10 protein-coding genes are annotated in these 16594 nt (G+C 74.1%); 5 read left to right on the top strand and 5 right to left on the bottom strand.

Features of this window, described 5'->3' with window-relative positions:
- Positions 1 to 28: 28 nt before the first annotated feature.
- Entirely contained in the window at positions 29 to 2311 is a 2283-nt protein-coding gene (locus ACIQNG_RS24390; RefSeq protein WP_401487736.1) for a heavy metal translocating P-type ATPase, read from the bottom strand.
- Between the two features lie 138 nt (positions 2312 to 2449).
- Between ACIQNG_RS24390 and ACIQNG_RS24385 the strand changes: the two genes are divergently transcribed.
- The gene (locus ACIQNG_RS24385; RefSeq protein WP_401487734.1) at positions 2450 to 3442 is read left to right on the top strand and encodes a hypothetical protein; all 993 of its coding nucleotides are present in this window, start codon (positions 2450 to 2452) and stop codon (positions 3440 to 3442) included.
- 169 nt (positions 3443 to 3611) lie between these two features.
- Here the strand turns inward: ACIQNG_RS24385 and ACIQNG_RS24380 are convergent, their stop codons facing one another.
- Entirely contained in the window at positions 3612 to 4295 is a 684-nt protein-coding gene (locus ACIQNG_RS24380) for a GntR family transcriptional regulator (protein WP_401487733.1), read from the bottom strand.
- A 62-nt stretch (positions 4296 to 4357) separates the two neighbouring features.
- Entirely contained in the window at positions 4358 to 4858 is a 501-nt protein-coding gene (locus ACIQNG_RS24375; RefSeq protein WP_401432619.1) for a VOC family protein, read from the bottom strand.
- 192 nt (positions 4859 to 5050) lie between these two features.
- Here ACIQNG_RS24375 and ACIQNG_RS24370 point away from each other — a divergent pair, with 192 nt between their 5' ends.
- Both ACIQNG_RS24370 and ACIQNG_RS24365 read left to right on the top strand, forming a co-directional pair.
- Complete coding sequence (locus ACIQNG_RS24370) at positions 5051 to 7249, top strand: thiamine pyrophosphate-dependent enzyme (protein ID WP_401487731.1); 2199 nt, start codon at positions 5051 to 5053, stop codon at positions 7247 to 7249.
- A gap of 40 nt (positions 7250 to 7289) precedes the next feature.
- A complete protein-coding gene (locus tag ACIQNG_RS24365; protein WP_401487729.1) occupies positions 7290 to 8789 on the top strand; it encodes a dihydrolipoamide acetyltransferase family protein in 1500 nt (499 codons plus the stop codon).
- Between the two features lie 15 nt (positions 8790 to 8804).
- On the opposite strand, the gene ACIQNG_RS24360 is transcribed toward ACIQNG_RS24365, so the two are convergent.
- Positions 8805 to 9884: a LacI family DNA-binding transcriptional regulator gene (locus ACIQNG_RS24360; RefSeq protein ID WP_401487727.1), complete on the bottom strand. Its 1080-nt coding sequence runs from the start codon at positions 9882 to 9884 to the stop codon at positions 8805 to 8807.
- Positions 9885 to 10361: 477 nt separating this feature from the next.
- Between ACIQNG_RS24360 and ACIQNG_RS24355 the strand changes: the two genes are divergently transcribed.
- Positions 10362 to 11903 carry an amidohydrolase gene (locus tag ACIQNG_RS24355; RefSeq protein WP_401487725.1) on the top strand — a complete coding sequence of 514 codons (1542 nt, stop codon included), beginning with the start codon at positions 10362 to 10364 and terminating at the stop codon, positions 11901 to 11903.
- Between the two features lie 67 nt (positions 11904 to 11970).
- Here the strand turns inward: ACIQNG_RS24355 and ACIQNG_RS24350 are convergent, their stop codons facing one another.
- Entirely contained in the window at positions 11971 to 14601 is a 2631-nt protein-coding gene (locus ACIQNG_RS24350; protein WP_401487723.1) for a SpoIIE family protein phosphatase, read from the bottom strand.
- A 94-nt stretch (positions 14602 to 14695) separates the two neighbouring features.
- Here ACIQNG_RS24350 and ACIQNG_RS24345 point away from each other — a divergent pair, with 94 nt between their 5' ends.
- Complete coding sequence (locus tag ACIQNG_RS24345; protein ID WP_401487721.1) at positions 14696 to 16594, top strand: hypothetical protein; 1899 nt, start codon at positions 14696 to 14698, stop codon at positions 16592 to 16594.

Below are 16594 nucleotides of genomic sequence, written 5' to 3'. Positions count from 1 at the left end.
GTGCCCGGGCCCGCGGTCCGCCATCCGCTCAGGTCGTCGCCTTGAACCCCCTCAGCCGCAGGGAGTTGCCGACCACGAAGACCGAGGAGAAGGCCATGGCCGCTCCGGCGAGCATCGGGTTGAGCAGGCCCGCCGCGGCGAGCGGGAGGGCCGCCACGTTGTAGGCGAAGGCCCAGAACAGGTTGGTGCGGATGGTGCCGAGGGTCTTGCGGGCCAGTCGGATGGCGTCGGCGGCGGCCCGCAGGTCACCGCGGACCAGGGTCAGGTCACCGGCCTCGATGGCGGCGTCCGTGCCCGTGCCCATCGCCAGGCCCAGGTCCGCCTGGGCGAGGGCCGCCGCGTCGTTGACGCCGTCCCCGACCATGGCGACCGAACGGCCCTCGGCCTGGAGGCGCTTGACGACGTCGACCTTGTCCTCGGGCATCACCTCGGCGATCACCTCGTCGATGCCCACCTCCCGGGCGACCGACTCGGCGACCGCCTTGTTGTCCCCGGTCAGCAGCACCGGGCGCAGGCCCAGGGCGCGGAGCCGGGTGATGGCCTCGGCGCTGGTGTCCTTGACCGCGTCGGCGACCTCCAGGACAGCCCTTGCCTCGCCGTCCCAGGCGACCGCGACGGCGGTACGGCCCGCCGCCTCGGCCGCCCGCTTGGCCTGCTGGAGCGCGGCCGGCAGTTCCATGGCCCACTCGGCGAGCAGCTTCTCCCGGCCGACCAGGACGGCGTGGCCGTCGACCACGCCCTGCACCCCGAGGCCGGGGACGTTGGCGAAGTCCTCCGGGACCGGGAGGGGGCCGGTGCGCTCGGCGGCGCCGGTGGCGACGGCCTGGGCGATGGGGTGCTCGGAGGCGTGCTCCAGGGCGCCCGCGAGCCGCAGGACGTCCCGCTCGTCGGTGCCCTCGGCGGTGTGCACACCGAGCAGGGTCATCCGGCCGGTGGTGACGGTGCCGGTCTTGTCCAGGACGACGGTATCGACCTTGCGGGTGGACTCCAGCACCTCGGGGCCCTTGATCAGGATGCCGAGCTGGGCGCCGCGGCCGGTGCCGACCATGAGGGCGGTCGGGGTGGCCAGACCCAGGGCGCAGGGGCAGGCGATGATCAGGACGGCGACGGCGGCGGTGAACGCCGCGGCGGCTCCGGCGCCGTTGCCGAGCCAGAATCCGAGGGTGGCGAGGGACAGGGCGATCACGATCGGCACGAACACGGCCGAGATCCGGTCGGCGAGGCGCTGGGCGGCGGCCTTGCCGTTCTGCGCGTCCTCGACCAGCTTGGCCATCCGGGCGAGCTGGGTGTCGGAGCCGATCCGGGTGGCCTCGACCACGAGCCGGCCGCCCGCGTTGACGGTGGCGCCGGTGACCCCGTCGCCGGGGGCGACCTCGACCGGCACGGACTCGCCGGTCAGCATGGAGGCGTCCACGGCCGAGGTGCCCTCGATCACGGTGCCGTCGGTGGCGATCTTCTCGCCGGGCCGCACCACGAACCGGTCGCCGACCGCCAGCTCGGAGACCGGGATCCGGACCTCCTGGCCGTCGCGCAGCACGGTCACGTCCTTGGCGCCCAGCTCCATCAGGGCGCGCAGGGCGGCGCCCGCCTTGCGCTTGGAGCGGGCCTCGAAGTAGCGCCCGGCCAGGATGAAGGCGGTGACTCCGGCCGCGGCCTCCAGATAGATGTTGGCCGAGCCGTCGCTGCGGGCGATGGTCAGCTCGAAGGGGTGGGTCATCCCCGGGGTGCCCGCGGTGCCGAAGAAGAGCGCCCACAGGGACCAGACGAACGCCGCCGACGTGCCGACGGAGATCAGGGTGTCCATGGTGGCGGCGCCGTGCCGGGCGTTGGTCCAGGCGGCCTTGTGGAAGGGCCAGGCGCCGTAGACCACGACGGGCGCGGCGAGGGTCAGGGACAGCCACTGCCAGTACTCGAACTGGAGCGCCGGGATCATCGCCATGGCGATCACCGGCACGGAGAGCAGGACGGCGGTGATCAGCCGCTGCCGCAGCGGGGTCAGCTCGTCCGGCCCCTCGGCGGCGCCGTCCCCGGCGGCTCCCGCGGCCCCGGCGGCACGCGGCGGCTCGGGCTCGCGGGCGGTGTAGCCGGTGGCCTCGACGGTGGCGATCAGGTCGGCGACGGCGATGCCGTCCGCGTAGCTGACCTTGGCCTTCTCGGTGGCATAGTTGACGGTCGCGGTGACGCCTTCCATGCGGTTGAGCTTCTTCTCGATGCGCGCCGCGCAGGAGGCGCACGTCATCCCGCCTATCGCCAGCTCGACATCGGCGGCGTCCGGTGCGGTGGTGGGACTCACGGCGACTTCACTCCTCATCGCTCCTCCTGGGGCCTTCCTCTTCACTTTATACCCCTAGGGGGTATAAGCTGCTTCCATGTATACCCCCCATGGGTATAGAAGGCAAGCAGCGTCGCACGATCGCACCGCTCACGGAAACGACCCCAGGAGTCCGAGATGAACGCCCTCCAGAAGATCGGCACCTTCGGCGCGGCCCTCGCGGCCTGCTTCGCCGCGGCGTACGGGGTCGGCAACGCGGTCACCCCGGTCGACACCGACCCGGAGCCGGCCGCGCACGCGGACGCGGGCCACGGAGACACGCCCGAAAACGCCGAGGACGCCGAAGACGCGGGTGGCGCCGGTGGCACGGGACAGACGACGGGGGACAACACCACTCCCGGCGGCCTCCAGATCTCCCAGGACGGCTACACGCTCGACCTCGGCACCCAGCGGGTCGCCGCGGACCGGGCGAGTGAGCTGCGGCTCACGATCCGTGACGGGAACGGCCGGCCGGTGACCGAGTTCGCGCGCGAGCACGAGAAGGAACTGCACCTGATCGTCGCCTCACGCGACCTCACCACCTTCCGCCACCTCCACCCGGAGCGCGCGGCGGACGGCACCTGGAGCACGCGGGCGACCCTGCCCGAGCCCGGCGGCTACCGCGTCTTCGCGGACTTCCGCCCGGCCGCCGAGAAGGAGGGCCTCACCCTCGGCGCGGACCTCGCGGTCTCCGGTCCGTACGAGCCCACCGCCCTGCCCCCGGTACAGGCGACGGCGAGCGTGGACGGGTACGAGGTGGAGCTGAGCGGCGCGCTGAAGGCGGGCGAAGAGAGCGAGCTGGCCTTCACCGTCACCCGGGACGGCAGGCCGGTCACCGATCTGGAGCCCTACCTGGGCGCGTACGGCCACCTGGTCGCGCTGCGCTCCGGCGACCTCGCCTACCTGCACGTCCACCCGCACGAGGAGGCCACCGGCACCGCGGTCTCCGGCAGCCCGGAGGTCGCCTTCACGGCCGCCGCGCCCAGCGCCGGTGACTACCGGCTGTTCCTGGACTTCAAGGTCGGTGGCGAGGTCCGCACGGCCGCGTTCACGGTGACCGCGGGCGAGCGCCCGGCCGGGGAGCCGACGCGGAACGCCCCGGCGGACGAGGAGGCCCCGCACGACCACTGACCGCACGGGAGCGTCCCCCTGGAGGGAACGGGGCGCAGGGGGTCACGCGGAGGGGGTGACGCGCAGGGGGGTCACACGGAGGGGGGACCCGCAGGGGGGTGACGCGGAGGGGATGACGGAGGGGATGACGCCCGCGGGGTGACGCGCAGGGGACGCCCGCGGGCCCGGTTCACGCCGGGTCCGTCGTCGTCCGGAACACCTCCGGGTGCTGGGCCAGCTCCACCCGGGTGCGGCGGATGTGCAGTTCCAGGACGCGTTCCGCCGAGCGCGGGTCGCGGTCACGCAGCGCCTCGATGAGCAGCCGGTGCTCGGCGTTGATGATCCAGGCCCCCTGGTCGAGGGTCAGCCGGGTGAAGGCGCGGCGGTAGTGCTGGGTGGTGTCCCACAGCCGGGCGACGACCCCGGCGAGTTCGTCCGCCCGGTGGTGCCGGTACGTCGCCCAGTGCAGCTCCCGGTCGAGCACCAGGAACTCCTCCACGTCCCGGGTCCGCTCGATCCGGTCCTGCACCTCGGCCAGGGCGGCGATGTCCGCGTCCGTGAGCCGGGCGGCGGACTCGGCGAGCAGGAGCGGTTCGAGGCGTTCGCGCATCTTGTAGCTCAGCTCGCACTCGCGCATGTCCATCCGGGTCACCCAGGCGCCCTGGTTGGCGCGCAGGGTGACCAGCCCCTTGGACTGGAGGATGCGCAGCGCCTCCCGGACCGGGAGGCGGCTGGTGTTCAGCTCGTCGGCCAGTTCGTCCTGGATGATCCGGGTGCCCGGGGCCAGCCGGCCCGACAGGATGCGCTCCCGCAGTTGGTCGGCGATCCGCTGGCTGGCCACTCCAGCGCGTAGCGTGCCGTTGCCCTCGGACACCTGACTCACTCCCGTCGGCCCGCGCGTTCCCGCCGCGCTCGTGCTGGCGCCCGGGCCGCTGCTCAGGCGAAGGCCGTCGGATCGTGGTCGTGGGCCTTGCCGCCAGGATAGGAAACCAGCTCGCACTGCATGCCCCAGGGCGACAGGAAGTAGACCCAGCGCTGTCCCTCGCTGGCGCCCCGGCTGGTGGTGGGCTCCCCGAGGACCCGCAGCCCGCGCCGGCGCAGCCAGTCGACCGCCGCGTCCAGGTCCTCGACGTAGAGCGCCACATGGTGGCCGCCGATGTCGCTGTTGCGCGGGAGGTCGGCGCGCTGGTCCGGGGCCTCGTAGGCGAAGACCTCGAAGACGGCCTGCCCGCCGAGCCGGTAGAAGTGCAGCCGGCGCATCACGGCCCGGTCGTCCACGTTCAGATGCTCGCTCATCCAGGAGCCGTCGTCCTGGTAGGGCCCGAGGGCGTACATGTACGTGCAGCCGAGCACGTCGACGAAGAACGCGTGCGCCTCTTCGAGGTCCGGCACGGTCAGCCCGATGTGGTCGAGACGAGTCAGTCCCGGTATCGCCATGCTCTCTCCGATCTCCCAGCCCGATCTCACAGCCGGACCCTTGATTGGATCCATTCAGTCTTGCGATCGTACCTTCCGAGGCGCATAGTCTAGGTCATACGCCCACCGGGAGCGGGCCCGGTCACTGCAAATGGATCCAATCCACCCGCTGTCTCACCCTCCAGTCGGCCCCGTCACCCTCAGGGAGCGCCCATGCCCAGCCGTGATCCGTTGTCCCCCAGCTCGCCCTGGGTGGAGCTGCGCACCTCAGCCGAGGACTGGGACGCCGCCGACCCGTCGCTGCTGCTGGGGATGCTCGGGCAGGGCCTGTGGATCCGGGCCTTCGAGGAGTACGCGCTCGAACTCGCCGGTCAGGGCCTGATCCACGGCCCGGTGCACTCCAGCATCGGCCAGGAGGGCGGGGCCGTCGGCTCGGTGCTGCCGCTGCGCAGCGACGACTTCGTCAACGGATCGCACCGCGGCCACCACCAGTTCCTCGCCAAGGCGTTCACCCATGTCCTGCCGGAGAAGACGGACCGGCTGCCCGAGGTGACCGACGACGTCCGCACGGTGCTGCGCCGCACCCTCGCCGAGATCTGCGGGCTGACCGACGGCTTCTGCCAGGGCCGGGGCGGCTCGGTGCACCTCCAGTGGCGCGAGGCCGGGGCGATGGGCACCAACGCCATCGTCGGCGGCGGGGTCCCGCAGGCCGCCGGGTTCGCCTTCAACCAGCTGCGCGCTGGGACCGACGCGGTCACCGTCACCTACTTCGGCGACGGCGCCGTCAACATCGGCTCGGTCCTGGAGACCTTCAACCTGGCGGCGGCCTGGAAGCTGCCCGTCTGCTTCTTCATCGAGAACAACCTCTACGCCGTCTCCACCCCCGTCTCCGAGGCCACCGCCGAGGCGCGGCTGTCCGGCCGGGGCCCCGGCTTCGGCATCCCGAGCTGGCGGGTGGACGGCATGGACCCGCTCGCCGTCCAGCTCGCCACCACCGAGGCGCTCGCCCATATGCGCGCCGGGCACGGCCCGACCGTCATCGAGGCCGAGGTGTACCGCTACTTCCACCAGAACGGCCCCTACCCGGGCAGCGCGTTCGGCTACCGGGACAAGGCCGAGGAGCGGGCGTGGCGCGACCGCGACCCGCTGGACCTGCTGCGCGGCCATGTCGTACGCCGCAAGCTGGCGACCGCGCGGGAGGTGACGGCCGCGGGCAAGAAGGTGGCGGCCGTGCTCCGCGAGATCGGCGACACCGTCTTCGAACCGGACCCCGCGGGCAAGCCCGGGGTGCGCCGCATCCGGGCCTCGGCCTGGCCCGACCCCGCGACCGTGGACCACGGGGTGCGCGGCGACCTGAGCGAGCTGGCGGACAGCCGCTACGAGGAGGCCGGGACCTTCTCCGGCCGGCTCGCCGAGCGGCGGTTCATCGACCTGGTCAGCGAGGTGATCGGCCGCCGTATGGAGACCGACGAGCGGGTCGTCGTGCTCGGCGAGGACGTCAACCGGCTGCGCGGCGGCACCAACGGCGCCACGAAGGCGGCGCTCGAACACTTCCCGGAGCGGGTGCTGGGCACCCCGATCAGCGAGAACGCCTTCACCGGGCTCGGCGGGGGCATGGCGATGGACGGCCGGTTCCGCCCGATCGTGGAGTTCATGTACGCCGACTTCATGTGGGTCGCCGCCGACCAGCTCTTCAACCAGATCGCCAAGACCCGGCACATGTTCGGCGGCACCGAGGCGATGCCGTTCGTGCTGCGCACCAAACTCGCCGCGGGCTCCGGCTACGGCTCGCAGCACACCATGGACCCGGCCGGCATCCTCACCACCGCCGCCGGACTGCGGGTGGTCGCCCCGTCCACCCCGTTCGACTACGTCGGCCTGATGAACACCGCGCTGGCCTGCGACGACCCGGTGGTCGTCCTGGAGCACGTGGACCTCTACGGCACCACCGGCACCGCCCCCGTCGACGACCTCGACTACCGCATCCCGGTGGGCCGGGCGGCCCTGCGCCGCGAGGGCGACGACCTCACGGTGATCTCGTATCTCGCGATGGTCGGCCGCTGCGCCGAGGCCCTCGACCAGGTGCCGCGGCTGCGGGCCGACCTCATCGACCTGCGCTGGCTCGACCGAGCCTCCCTCGACTGGGAGACGATCGGGACGAGCGTGCGCAAGACCGGCCGGGTGCTGATCGTGGAGGAGGGCGCGCGCGGGACGTCGTACGGCGACTGGCTGGCGGACGAGATCCAGCGCCGTCTCTTCGACTGGCTGGACGCGCCGGTCGAGCGGGTCACCGGCGGCGAGGCGTCGCCCAACATCAGCAAGGTCCTGGAGCGGGCGGCGATCGCCCGTACCGAGGAGGTCGTCGCCGCTCTGCGCGACATCGCCGCGGACCACGACAGCGCCGCGCGCTGAGCCCCGGCCCCAGACCCTCAGACCCAGGTAGGAGAAGACCATGGCAACGCTGCTTCGGGTGCCCGAAGTCGCCGCCGGAGCGACGGAAGCCGTCCTGTCCGAATGGCTGGTCAAGGAGCACGCCCCGTACCGGACGGGGGATCCGATCGTGGTCCTGGAGACCGACAAGGCGCTGGTGGAGGTGGCCGCCGAGTCGGACGCGGTGATCCTGCGCGCCCTCGTGCCGAACGGCACCACCGTCGCGGTCGGCGCCCCGATGGCCGTCGTCGGCTCCCTGGCGGAGAGCACCACCGACCTCGACCGGCTGCTGACCGAACTGGGGGTCGCCGCGGGGGCGGCAGGCCCCGACAGCCCGTCGGCCGCACCCCCGGCCGCAGCACCGGTCGAACCCGCGGTCGCACCCGCGGCCTCATCGCCGGTCGCACCCGCGGCCTCATCGCCGGTCGCACCCGCGGCCGCAGCGCCGGTCGGTCCCCCGGCCGCAGCGCCGGTCGAACCCGGGGTCGCACCACCCACCGCACCGCCGGTCGATCCCCTGATCGCGCCGCCGGTCGCGCCGCCGGTCGCGCCACCCGTCGTCGATGCCTCCGAACGCACCCGCGTGTTCATCAGCCCGCTCGCCCGCCGGCTGCTGCGGGAGGCAGGTCTCCCCGTGGAGCGGGTCCGGGGGACCGGGCCGAACGGCAGGATCGTGCGGCGGGACGTCGAGCGGGCGGTGGCAGAAGCCGGGGCGGGGGCGGGTACCGCGGCGGGCGCGTCGGCCGGGGCCGGTGCGGTGGCCCCGACCGGGGGGCCGACGGGAGCCGGTGCACCGGCCGTCCCCGCCGAGCAGACCGCCCCCGCCCCCTCCCGACCCGCCGCCGACCACCAGGTCGTCCCGCACTCCCGGCTGCGCCGGGCGATCGCGAGCCGGCTCACCGCGAGCAAGCAGCAGATCCCGCACTTCTACCTGAAGCGCACCGCCCGGATCGACGCCCTCCTCGCCCTGCGGCGGCAGCTCAACTCCGTGGCGCCGCAGAAGATCTCGGTCAACGACCTGATGATCGCGGCCGTCGCCGTCGCCCACCGGGAGGTGCCGGACGCCAATGTCGTCTGGACCGAGGACGGCATGCGGCGGTTCGAGTCGGTGGACGTGGCGGTGGCCGTCGCCTCCGAGCGCGGCCTGGTGACCCCCGTCCTGACCGGCGTCGAGCGGATGTCCCCCAGCGCCATCGCCCGTGAGGTGCGGACGTACGTCCGGCAGGCCGACGAGGGCAGCCTGCGCCAGCGCGACCTCGAAGGCGGCTCGATCACCGTCACCAACCTAGGGATGTACGGGGTCGAGGAGTTCGCGGCGATCATCAACCCGCCGCACTCGGCGATCCTCGCCGTCGGCGCGGGACGCCCCGAGCCGGTCGTGACCGACGGGGCGGTCGAGATCGCCACCCGGATGACGCTCACCCTGTCCGTCGACCATCGCGCGATCGACGGGGCGCCCGCCGCCCTGTGGATGCAGGCACTGGTCACCGCGGTGGAGGAGCCGCTGCGCCTGGTGGCGTGAGTCCCTCGCCGGGGCTCAGGCGGCGGCGCCGGGCCGAGGGGGCGCCGTGGAGGCCCGCACCACCAGATGGACGGGGAGCAGGACCGTCTTCGCCACCGGCGCGGAGGGGTCCCGCTCCCCGGCGCCGTCCCCGCCGCGGCCCCCCTCCCCCGCGTCGAGCCGTTCCAGCAGCAGCCGCGCCGCCTCCGCGCCCAACTCCAGGTGCGGGACGTGCACGGTGGTCAGCGGCGGCCGGAACTCGTCGGCGAACTGTATGTCGTTGAAGCCGACCAGGGAGAGGTCCTCGGGGCAGCGCAGCCCCCGCGCCCTCGCCGCGTGCAGGGCGCCCAGCGCGATCAGATCGTTCCCGGCGCAGATCGCGGTCGTACCGGGCCACCGGTCCAGCACCTCGTGCGTGGCCCGCTCGCCCGCCGCCACCGCGTACGCGTCGCACACCACGACCGGCGTCGCCTCCGGTGCCAGCCCCGCCGCCTCGGCCGCCGCGCGGAACGCCCGGGCGCGGATCACCCCCGTGGACATGGACTGCGGGCCGGACAGACACCCGAGGGCCCGGTGCCCGAGCCCGGTCAGATGCCCGACGGCGAGGGCCGTCCCGGCGGCGTCGTCCCCGGCGACCCACGGGAACAGGCTGCCGTCGGTGCGCCGGTTGACCAGCACGATGGGGACACCCGCCGAGCGGGCCCGGTCGAGCAGGGTGTGTTCACGCCGGGCGGTGGCCACGATGAACCCGTCCACCTGGCGTCCGCGCAGCGCCTCGAACCGGTCGCGCTCCTTGGCCTCGTCGTTGTCCGTGTTGGCCAGCAGCGCGGTGTAGCCGCGCGCGCTGAGCGCCTCCTCGATGCCCCGGACGACGGGCGGGAAGAGGGGGTTGGTGAGGTCCGGGATCAGGACGCCGACCGTGGAGGAGCGGTTGGTGCGCAGACTGCGGGCGGCCGAGTTGGGGGTGAACCCGAGCCGCTCGGCGGCCTGACGCACCCTGCGGGCGGTCACCGAGTTCACCAGCCCCTGGGTGGCGGGGTTGAGGGCGCGGGAGGCGGTGGCCTTGTGCACCCCGGCGAGTGCGGCCACGTCGGAGATGGTCGGTCGCTTGTTCACCCGGGCAGTGTAAGGAGGGCGGACCTTCCCGGTGAGGAGGGCGGACCTTCCCCACAATCGGTTGCAGCGATTCCGCTTGAGGGGCCCCCATAGCACGACAACGATGCCTGCGATCGATTGCATGAACGCACGGGCGCAGGTGGCGAGTCGTGGTGACCGGGACGGCGTACGCTCCGCACACCCCGCCTCCTCCGGACCGTGTCGTCCGGGACGGAAAGGAACCTCGGAATGGAGCATCTCCCCTCCGCCGCGGCACCGGACACGGTCTATGTGGACGGCCGGATCTGGCCCGGCCTGCCCGAGACCGGGGCCCGGTCCCAGGGCCGGTCCGAGACCCGGTCCGAAGCCCGGTCCGAGGCCCGGTCCCAAGCCCGGTCCGAGGCCCGGTCCCGAGGCGGGCCGGATCCGGCGCCTCCGTCACCTCCGTCACCCCCGGCAGCCCCGGCACCCCCGGCGTCCGGCTGCACGGCCCTCGCGGTGACCCACGGACGGGTGAGCGCCCTCGGCACCACCCGCGAACTGCTCGCGCTGGCCGGGCCGGACACCGAACTGGTCGACCTGGCCGGCGCGCGGATGGTCCCGGGGCTGATCGACGGCCACATGCACGCCGTACGGGCCGGTACGACCTGGTCGACCGAGCTGCACTGGCAGGGCATGCCGAGGCTGTCGTACGCCCTGGACAGCATCCGGGAGCGGGCGGACGCGACGGAGCCCGGCGACTGGGTGGTGGCGGTCGGCGGCTGGCACCCCTGCCAGTTCGAGGAGAACCGGCCGCCCACCCGGGCCGAACTGGACGAGGTGGCCCCGGACCGCCCGGTCTACGTCCAGGCCCTCTACGAGATGGCGGTGCTCAACAGCCGTGCCGCGGCGCTCGTGGACCTGGAGCACTGGGCGGAGCCGCCCGGCGGCACGGTCGAACGGGACCCCGTGACGGGCCGGGCGACCGGGGTGGTGCGCGGGCTCGGCGCGTTCACCCGCTGCCTGGCCGCCATCCCCGAACCCGGCCCGGCCCGGCAGCGCGCCTCCACCCGGGCCATGCTCGCCGACCTCAACGCGGCGGGGCTGACCGGAGTGGTGGACGCGGGCGGCTTCGGGATGTCCCCCGAGCGCTACGACGCCCTCTTCGACGTGTGGCGGGCCGGTGAACTGACCGTCCGGATGCGGCTGTACGCCTCCGCCGTGGACGCGGGCCGTGAGCTGGAGCAGCTCGACGGCTGGCTGCGGCACGCGCGCAGCGGCTTCGGCGACGGCCTGCTGCGCACCCTCGGCGCGGGCGAGATCATCCACTACGGCTGCCACGACTTCGAGGGCCTGACCCCCTTCACCCTCGACGACACGGCGTACGACGAACTGCTCGCCATCACCCGGCGGGTCGCGGCACGCGGCTGGCCCATGCACATCCACGCCGTGCTGGACTCCACCGTGGACCGGGTCCTCGACGCGTGGGAGACGGTCCACCGCGAGACCCCGATCGACGCCCTGCGCTTCTCCCTCGCGCACGCCGACACGATCGGCCCCCGCAACATCCGACGGCTCAGGACGCTGGGCGCGGGGGTGGTGGTGGACGACCACCAGGTGTTCAAGGGCGGTGCCTCGGAACGGGCGTGGGGGCCGGGCAGCATGGCCGCGGTGCCGCCGCTGGGCGATCTGCTGGCGGCCGGGGTGCCGCTCGGCGCGGGTACGGACGCCACCCGCGCCTCGTCCTACAGCCCCTGGCTGTCGCTGTGGTGGCTGACCGAGGGCCGCTCCCTGGACGGGGCCGTACGGCGGGACCCGCGCCACTGCCTCTCCCGCGAGCGGGCGCTGCACCTGTACACCCGCGGCAGCGCCTGGTTCTCGTACGAGGAGGGGGACCGGGGCCATCTGTACCCCGGCGCGCACGCCGACCTCGCCGTGCTGAGCGACGACTACTTCACCGTGCCGGCCGCCCGGATCCCCTCCCTCACCTCCCGGTTGACCGTGGTCGGCGGCCGGACCGTGCACGCGGCACCGGGCTGGGGAGCACGGGCGGAACCCTGACCGGGACGCCGGGGACGCCGGGGACGCCGGAGCCCGCTCGTGCACGGATGTCTCCCGTACGCCCGGCTCAGGTACGAGCCTTGACGCCCATCTCGAACCAGGTCGTCTTGCCCCGCCCGGCCGGTGAGCTGCCCCAGGCCGACGCCAGCGCGTCCACGATGAGCATGCCCCGGCCGGACTCGGCGTCCGCGTCCCCGGTGGCCCCGGGCCCGAGGTCGGCGACCAGCAGCGGAGGGCGGGGGTCGCTGTCGCGGACCTCGACCCGCAGATGCCCGGGGTACTCCCGCAGCCGGATGTCCACCTCGCTGTCGGCGTGCACCAGCGCGTTGGTGACCACCTCGGTGAGCAGCAGTTCCAGATCGTCCTGGAGCCCGGCGAGCCCCCAGGTGGGCAGCAGTTCACGCAGGTAGTGCCGCAGCCGCCGCACCCGCTGCATGTCCCGGCGGCGTACGAGGACCTGGGCGACGTGCCGGTACGGTCCCTCGCCGGGGCCGTCGTAGCGCACCAGCAGCAGCGCGAGGTCGTCGTCGCGCCGGGCCGACGTGCCGAAGTCGCCGACGATCCGGTCCGCGAGCAGTTCCAGGTCCTCGTCCCGGCCGGCGGCGAGGGTGCGGCGCAGCCGGGCGAAGGCGGCGTCCATGTCGACATGGTTCAGATCGAGCAGCCCGTCGGTGTAGAGGGCGACGAGCGAGCCGGGCGCCAGGGTGAACTCGGCCTGGAGGTAACGGGATTCGGCGTCCACCCCGAGCGGTGGTCCGACCGGCACCTCGAAGGTGACCTCGGTGCCGCTCGGGTCGCTGACCACGGGGGCGGGGTGGCCGGCCCCGGCGACGGTGGCCGTGCCGGTGTCGAGGTCCAGCCAGAGGCAGAGGCAGGTGGCGAAGTGGTCGGCGTCGAGGTCGGCGAGCAGCCGGTTGCCCCGGTTGAGCACCCCGGCGGGGTCGTGGCCCTCGGTGGCGTAGGCCCGTATGACACTGCGCAGTTGGCCCATGGTGCCGCAGGCGTCGAGGCTGTGGCCCTCCACATCGCCGATAACCAGCCCGACCCGGTTCCCGCCGGGCAGCCGGATCATGTCGTACCAGTCGCCGCCCACCTCGGCCCCGGCGTCGGCGGGAAGATAGCGCGAGGTGGAGACGATCTCCGCGAGGTGGGGCAGGGTCCGGGGCAGCAGACCGTGCTGCATGCTCCGGGCGATCACATGCTCCCGCTCGTACGCCCGCGCCCGCTGGAGCGACTGCGCGACCTGCCCCAGCATGATCATGAGTACGGCGAGGTCCTCGTCCCGGAGCGCGTGGGACCGCGGGGCGGCCATCACACAGCAGCCCATGGCCTGTCCGTCGGCGATGAGCGGAAGAAAGAGCCAGGCGGACCCGACGGCGTCCGGGACACCGGGGAGGTCCGAGGCGTCCGGGATGTCCGAGGCGTCTGCGGCGTCAGGGGCGTCCGGGGCACCCGGGGCATGTGCGCCGCCCGAGGCATATGTGCCGGCCGAGGCAGGTGTGCCGGCCGAGGCACCTGCGCCGGCCGCACCCCCTGGGCCATCCACACCACCCGCACCACCCGCACCACCTACGCCATCCACACCACCCGCACCACCCGCACCACCTACGCCATCCACACCACCCCAGCCACCCGCACCACCTACGCCATCCACACCACCCCAGCCACCCGCACCACCTACGCCATCCGCCCCGCCCGAGCCCCCCGCTCCACCCGGCACGTCCAGGACGCCGTCCGCGCCGTCCGGTGCCTCCGGCAGGTCGTCCCGCCCGTCGCCGTACTCCTCGTACCGGTCGAGGCCCGGATACGTCCTGCGCAGCTCCCGCCGGTCCGGGAAGAACAGCAGCCGGAGCCCGACCGTGGCGTCGGTCTCGGGGCCCGGGCCGGTCAGCAGCAGTCCGTCGACGCCGCGCAGCTCGGACCGGGTGAATCCGGCCGAGCCGACCACCCGCAACCGCCCCCGGTCGGCCAGGCACAGGGCCATGGCCCGGCCGCCGAGGGGCCGCAGCACCTCGGACCGGGCGATGGCGAGGATGTCCCGGGTGGTCCGGGCGGCGGCGAGACCGGTGGCCAGTTGCTGGAAGCGGAACAGGAACCCGGTGGTGACGCGGGTGTCCCGGCCGGGCTCCCCGCTGGGGATGAAGACGGGCGCCGGGGGCGGTTCGAGGGCCGTGCCGTCCTCGGCGACCCGCTCCAGGGCGAGGGCCAGCCGGTCCGCCGCGGCCATCAGGAACTCCATGCCCTCCGGGGCCAGCTCGCGCGGCGGCGCCCAGCGCAGGGTCAGGGCGCCGAAGCGGCGGCGCTGGGTCCGTACCGGCACCGAGACCACGATCATCGAGTACGGCGCGTACTGGATCATCGTGGGCTCGCTCCGGACCAGGGTGTGGATCCGTGCGTCGTCCCAGGTCACAGGGGTACCGGTGAGATAGGCGGCAGCTGTCGAGTAGCGCTGGTCGGCGGCCGGCATCCCGGGGGTGAGGGTGAAGGCGAGCGGGGTGTCCACCGCCATGGCGGGCAGCAGCATGCCCGCGTCGGGCCGGGCGCCGGGCCCGTCGGCGCCGGTCACCAGGTACGCCGTGCTCGTACTGGGGCGTAGGCGGGCCTGGATCTCCCGGAGGGCGTCGGCCAGACAGGCGTCACGCCGGGCGTCCGGTGACCCGCCCGGCCTGTCGGCGCGCGGGGCGGCATCGCCATCCATACCTCCATGCTATGCCCGCGGCACCCCGCTCAACGGGGGTTGTCGGTGGGGGCCGGTACGGTCGGCGGACATGATCAGCTGAGAGGCGCCGCCCATGAGATCCCCGGCCGAACTGGACACCGTCCCGTGGCATTCCCTGACCCATGCCTACGGGTCCGCCGAGGATGTTCCCGAGCTGATCAGGGCGGTGTACAGCGAGGACGCGGAGGTCGCCGAGGAGGCGCTCACGGAGCTGTTCGGCACCGTCCACCACCAGGGTTCGGTGTATCCGGCCTCGGCGCCCTCGGTGCCGTTCCTCGCCCATGCCGTGCTGCACGCCCCCGGTGGACGCCGGCAGCTGCTGTGGCTGCTCGCCGCCCTCGCGGAGCACGGGCGGGAGGACCGTGAGGGGGCCCGCTGGTCCGGCGGTGCGGTCGAGGCGATCTGCGAGGAGCTGTGCCGGGTGCTTCCGGGGCTGCTGCCCTGTCTGGACGACCCCGAGCCCGAGGTGCGCCGGGCGGCGCTGCACGTGGTGGCGACCGTGACCCCGCTGCTCCCCTACCGGACGTGGGGTGCGGCCCTCGCCCGGGTCGAGGCGGTCCACGCCGGTGATCCGGTGCCGAGGGTCCGCGCGGACGCGCTGGTGGTGCTGAACCGCTTCGGCCGGGTGCTGGAGCCGCTCGACAGCCCGCTGGCCGAGGTCAGACTGGCCGCGGCCCGGATGACCGCCGAGCGCTGCGGTCCGCCGTACGCGCCGCAGGTGGTGGAGATCCTCGCCGAGGACGGCGCGGAGCCGGACCCGGTGTACGCGGACATCCACTGGCCGGACGGCGTCCCGCTGGAGGAACTCCTCACCGGGGATCCGGACGCGGGCCTGGCCGTCGCCGATCGCTGGATCGGGTACGGCGATCTGGGCGGGCGGGGCACCCGGCTGGCCGAGCGGATCGTGGAGACGTGGCGCGACCGTGAGCCCGAGGCCCTGGAACTGCTGCTGCCCGCCCTGGCGGAGCGGCGCGGCGACCCGGAGGGACTGGGTGCCGCGCTGGGCGTCGTCGTCCCGTGGATCGGTCATGTGCCGCAGCCGGAACCGGAGTTGACGGACCCGCTGTACGAGCTGGCGTGCGCCGGGGAGGAGGTGTCGGACACCGCGCTCCTGGGCCGTGGGTACCCCTGGGCCGGGCTGTCGAACCCGGCGCTGTTCGCGCTGGTGCGCGCCCGGGACCCCCGTGCCCTGGAGCTGGTGCCGGACCATCCGGACACCCGGCTCCTCGTGCTGGCGGCGGAGTGCTTCCCGGCGGCGGGCGACCGGCTGGTCCCGGTGATCGGGCGGGCGCTGCGGGCCGGGGCCGGCGGTTCTGAGCGGGTGGCCCTGGTGGAGGCCCTGGCGTCGTTCGGGCCGGGCGCGCGGGAGGCCGTGCCGGAGCTGCTGGAGTCGTTGCGGACCGGCCGGGCGGCGACGGCCGCCGCGCGGGTGCTGGGGCGGTGCGGCGCGGCGGCGCCCGGGACGGTGGCGCTGCTGGGGGAGGCCGCGCTCCGTCCGGACTCCTCTCTCGCCCTGGCGAGCACGCTGGCCCGGTTCCGGCTCACCGGTGACCCGGAACCGGCTCTCGCCCTCCTCGGGGAACTCCTCTGCGACGGGGGCGGCGCCGCCGGTCACCTCGGCGCGGCGGCTCTCCTGGGCGCCGCGGCGGCTCCGCTTCTGCCGCTGGTGGAGCCGTGGCTGACGTCGTGGAAGCGGGAGGACCGGCGGGCGGCTGCGGTGGCCCACCACGGCATCACCGGCTCCGTGGAACGCGCGGTCCCGGTCCTCGCCGACCTGGTGGCCCCGACCCTGATCGGGCTCGGCGCCCTGGAGTCACTGGCCGCGATCGGCACGTGCCCCGAGGAACTCCGCCCGGTCCTGCGCGGCTTCGCCTTCTGCCCGCTGCGCCTGCTGGGCCGCCCGCTGTTCCCGGAGGAGCCCCACCCCGACGAACGCCTGCGCTCAGCGGCCTGGCGGCTGCTGACGGCCTAG

Source organism: Streptomyces sp. NPDC091377 (assembly GCF_044757045.1).
Classification (GTDB): domain Bacteria; phylum Actinomycetota; class Actinomycetes; order Streptomycetales; family Streptomycetaceae; genus Streptomyces.
The sequence above is the reverse complement of the archived record's forward strand: the minus strand, read 5'-3'. Positions and strand labels throughout refer to the sequence as shown.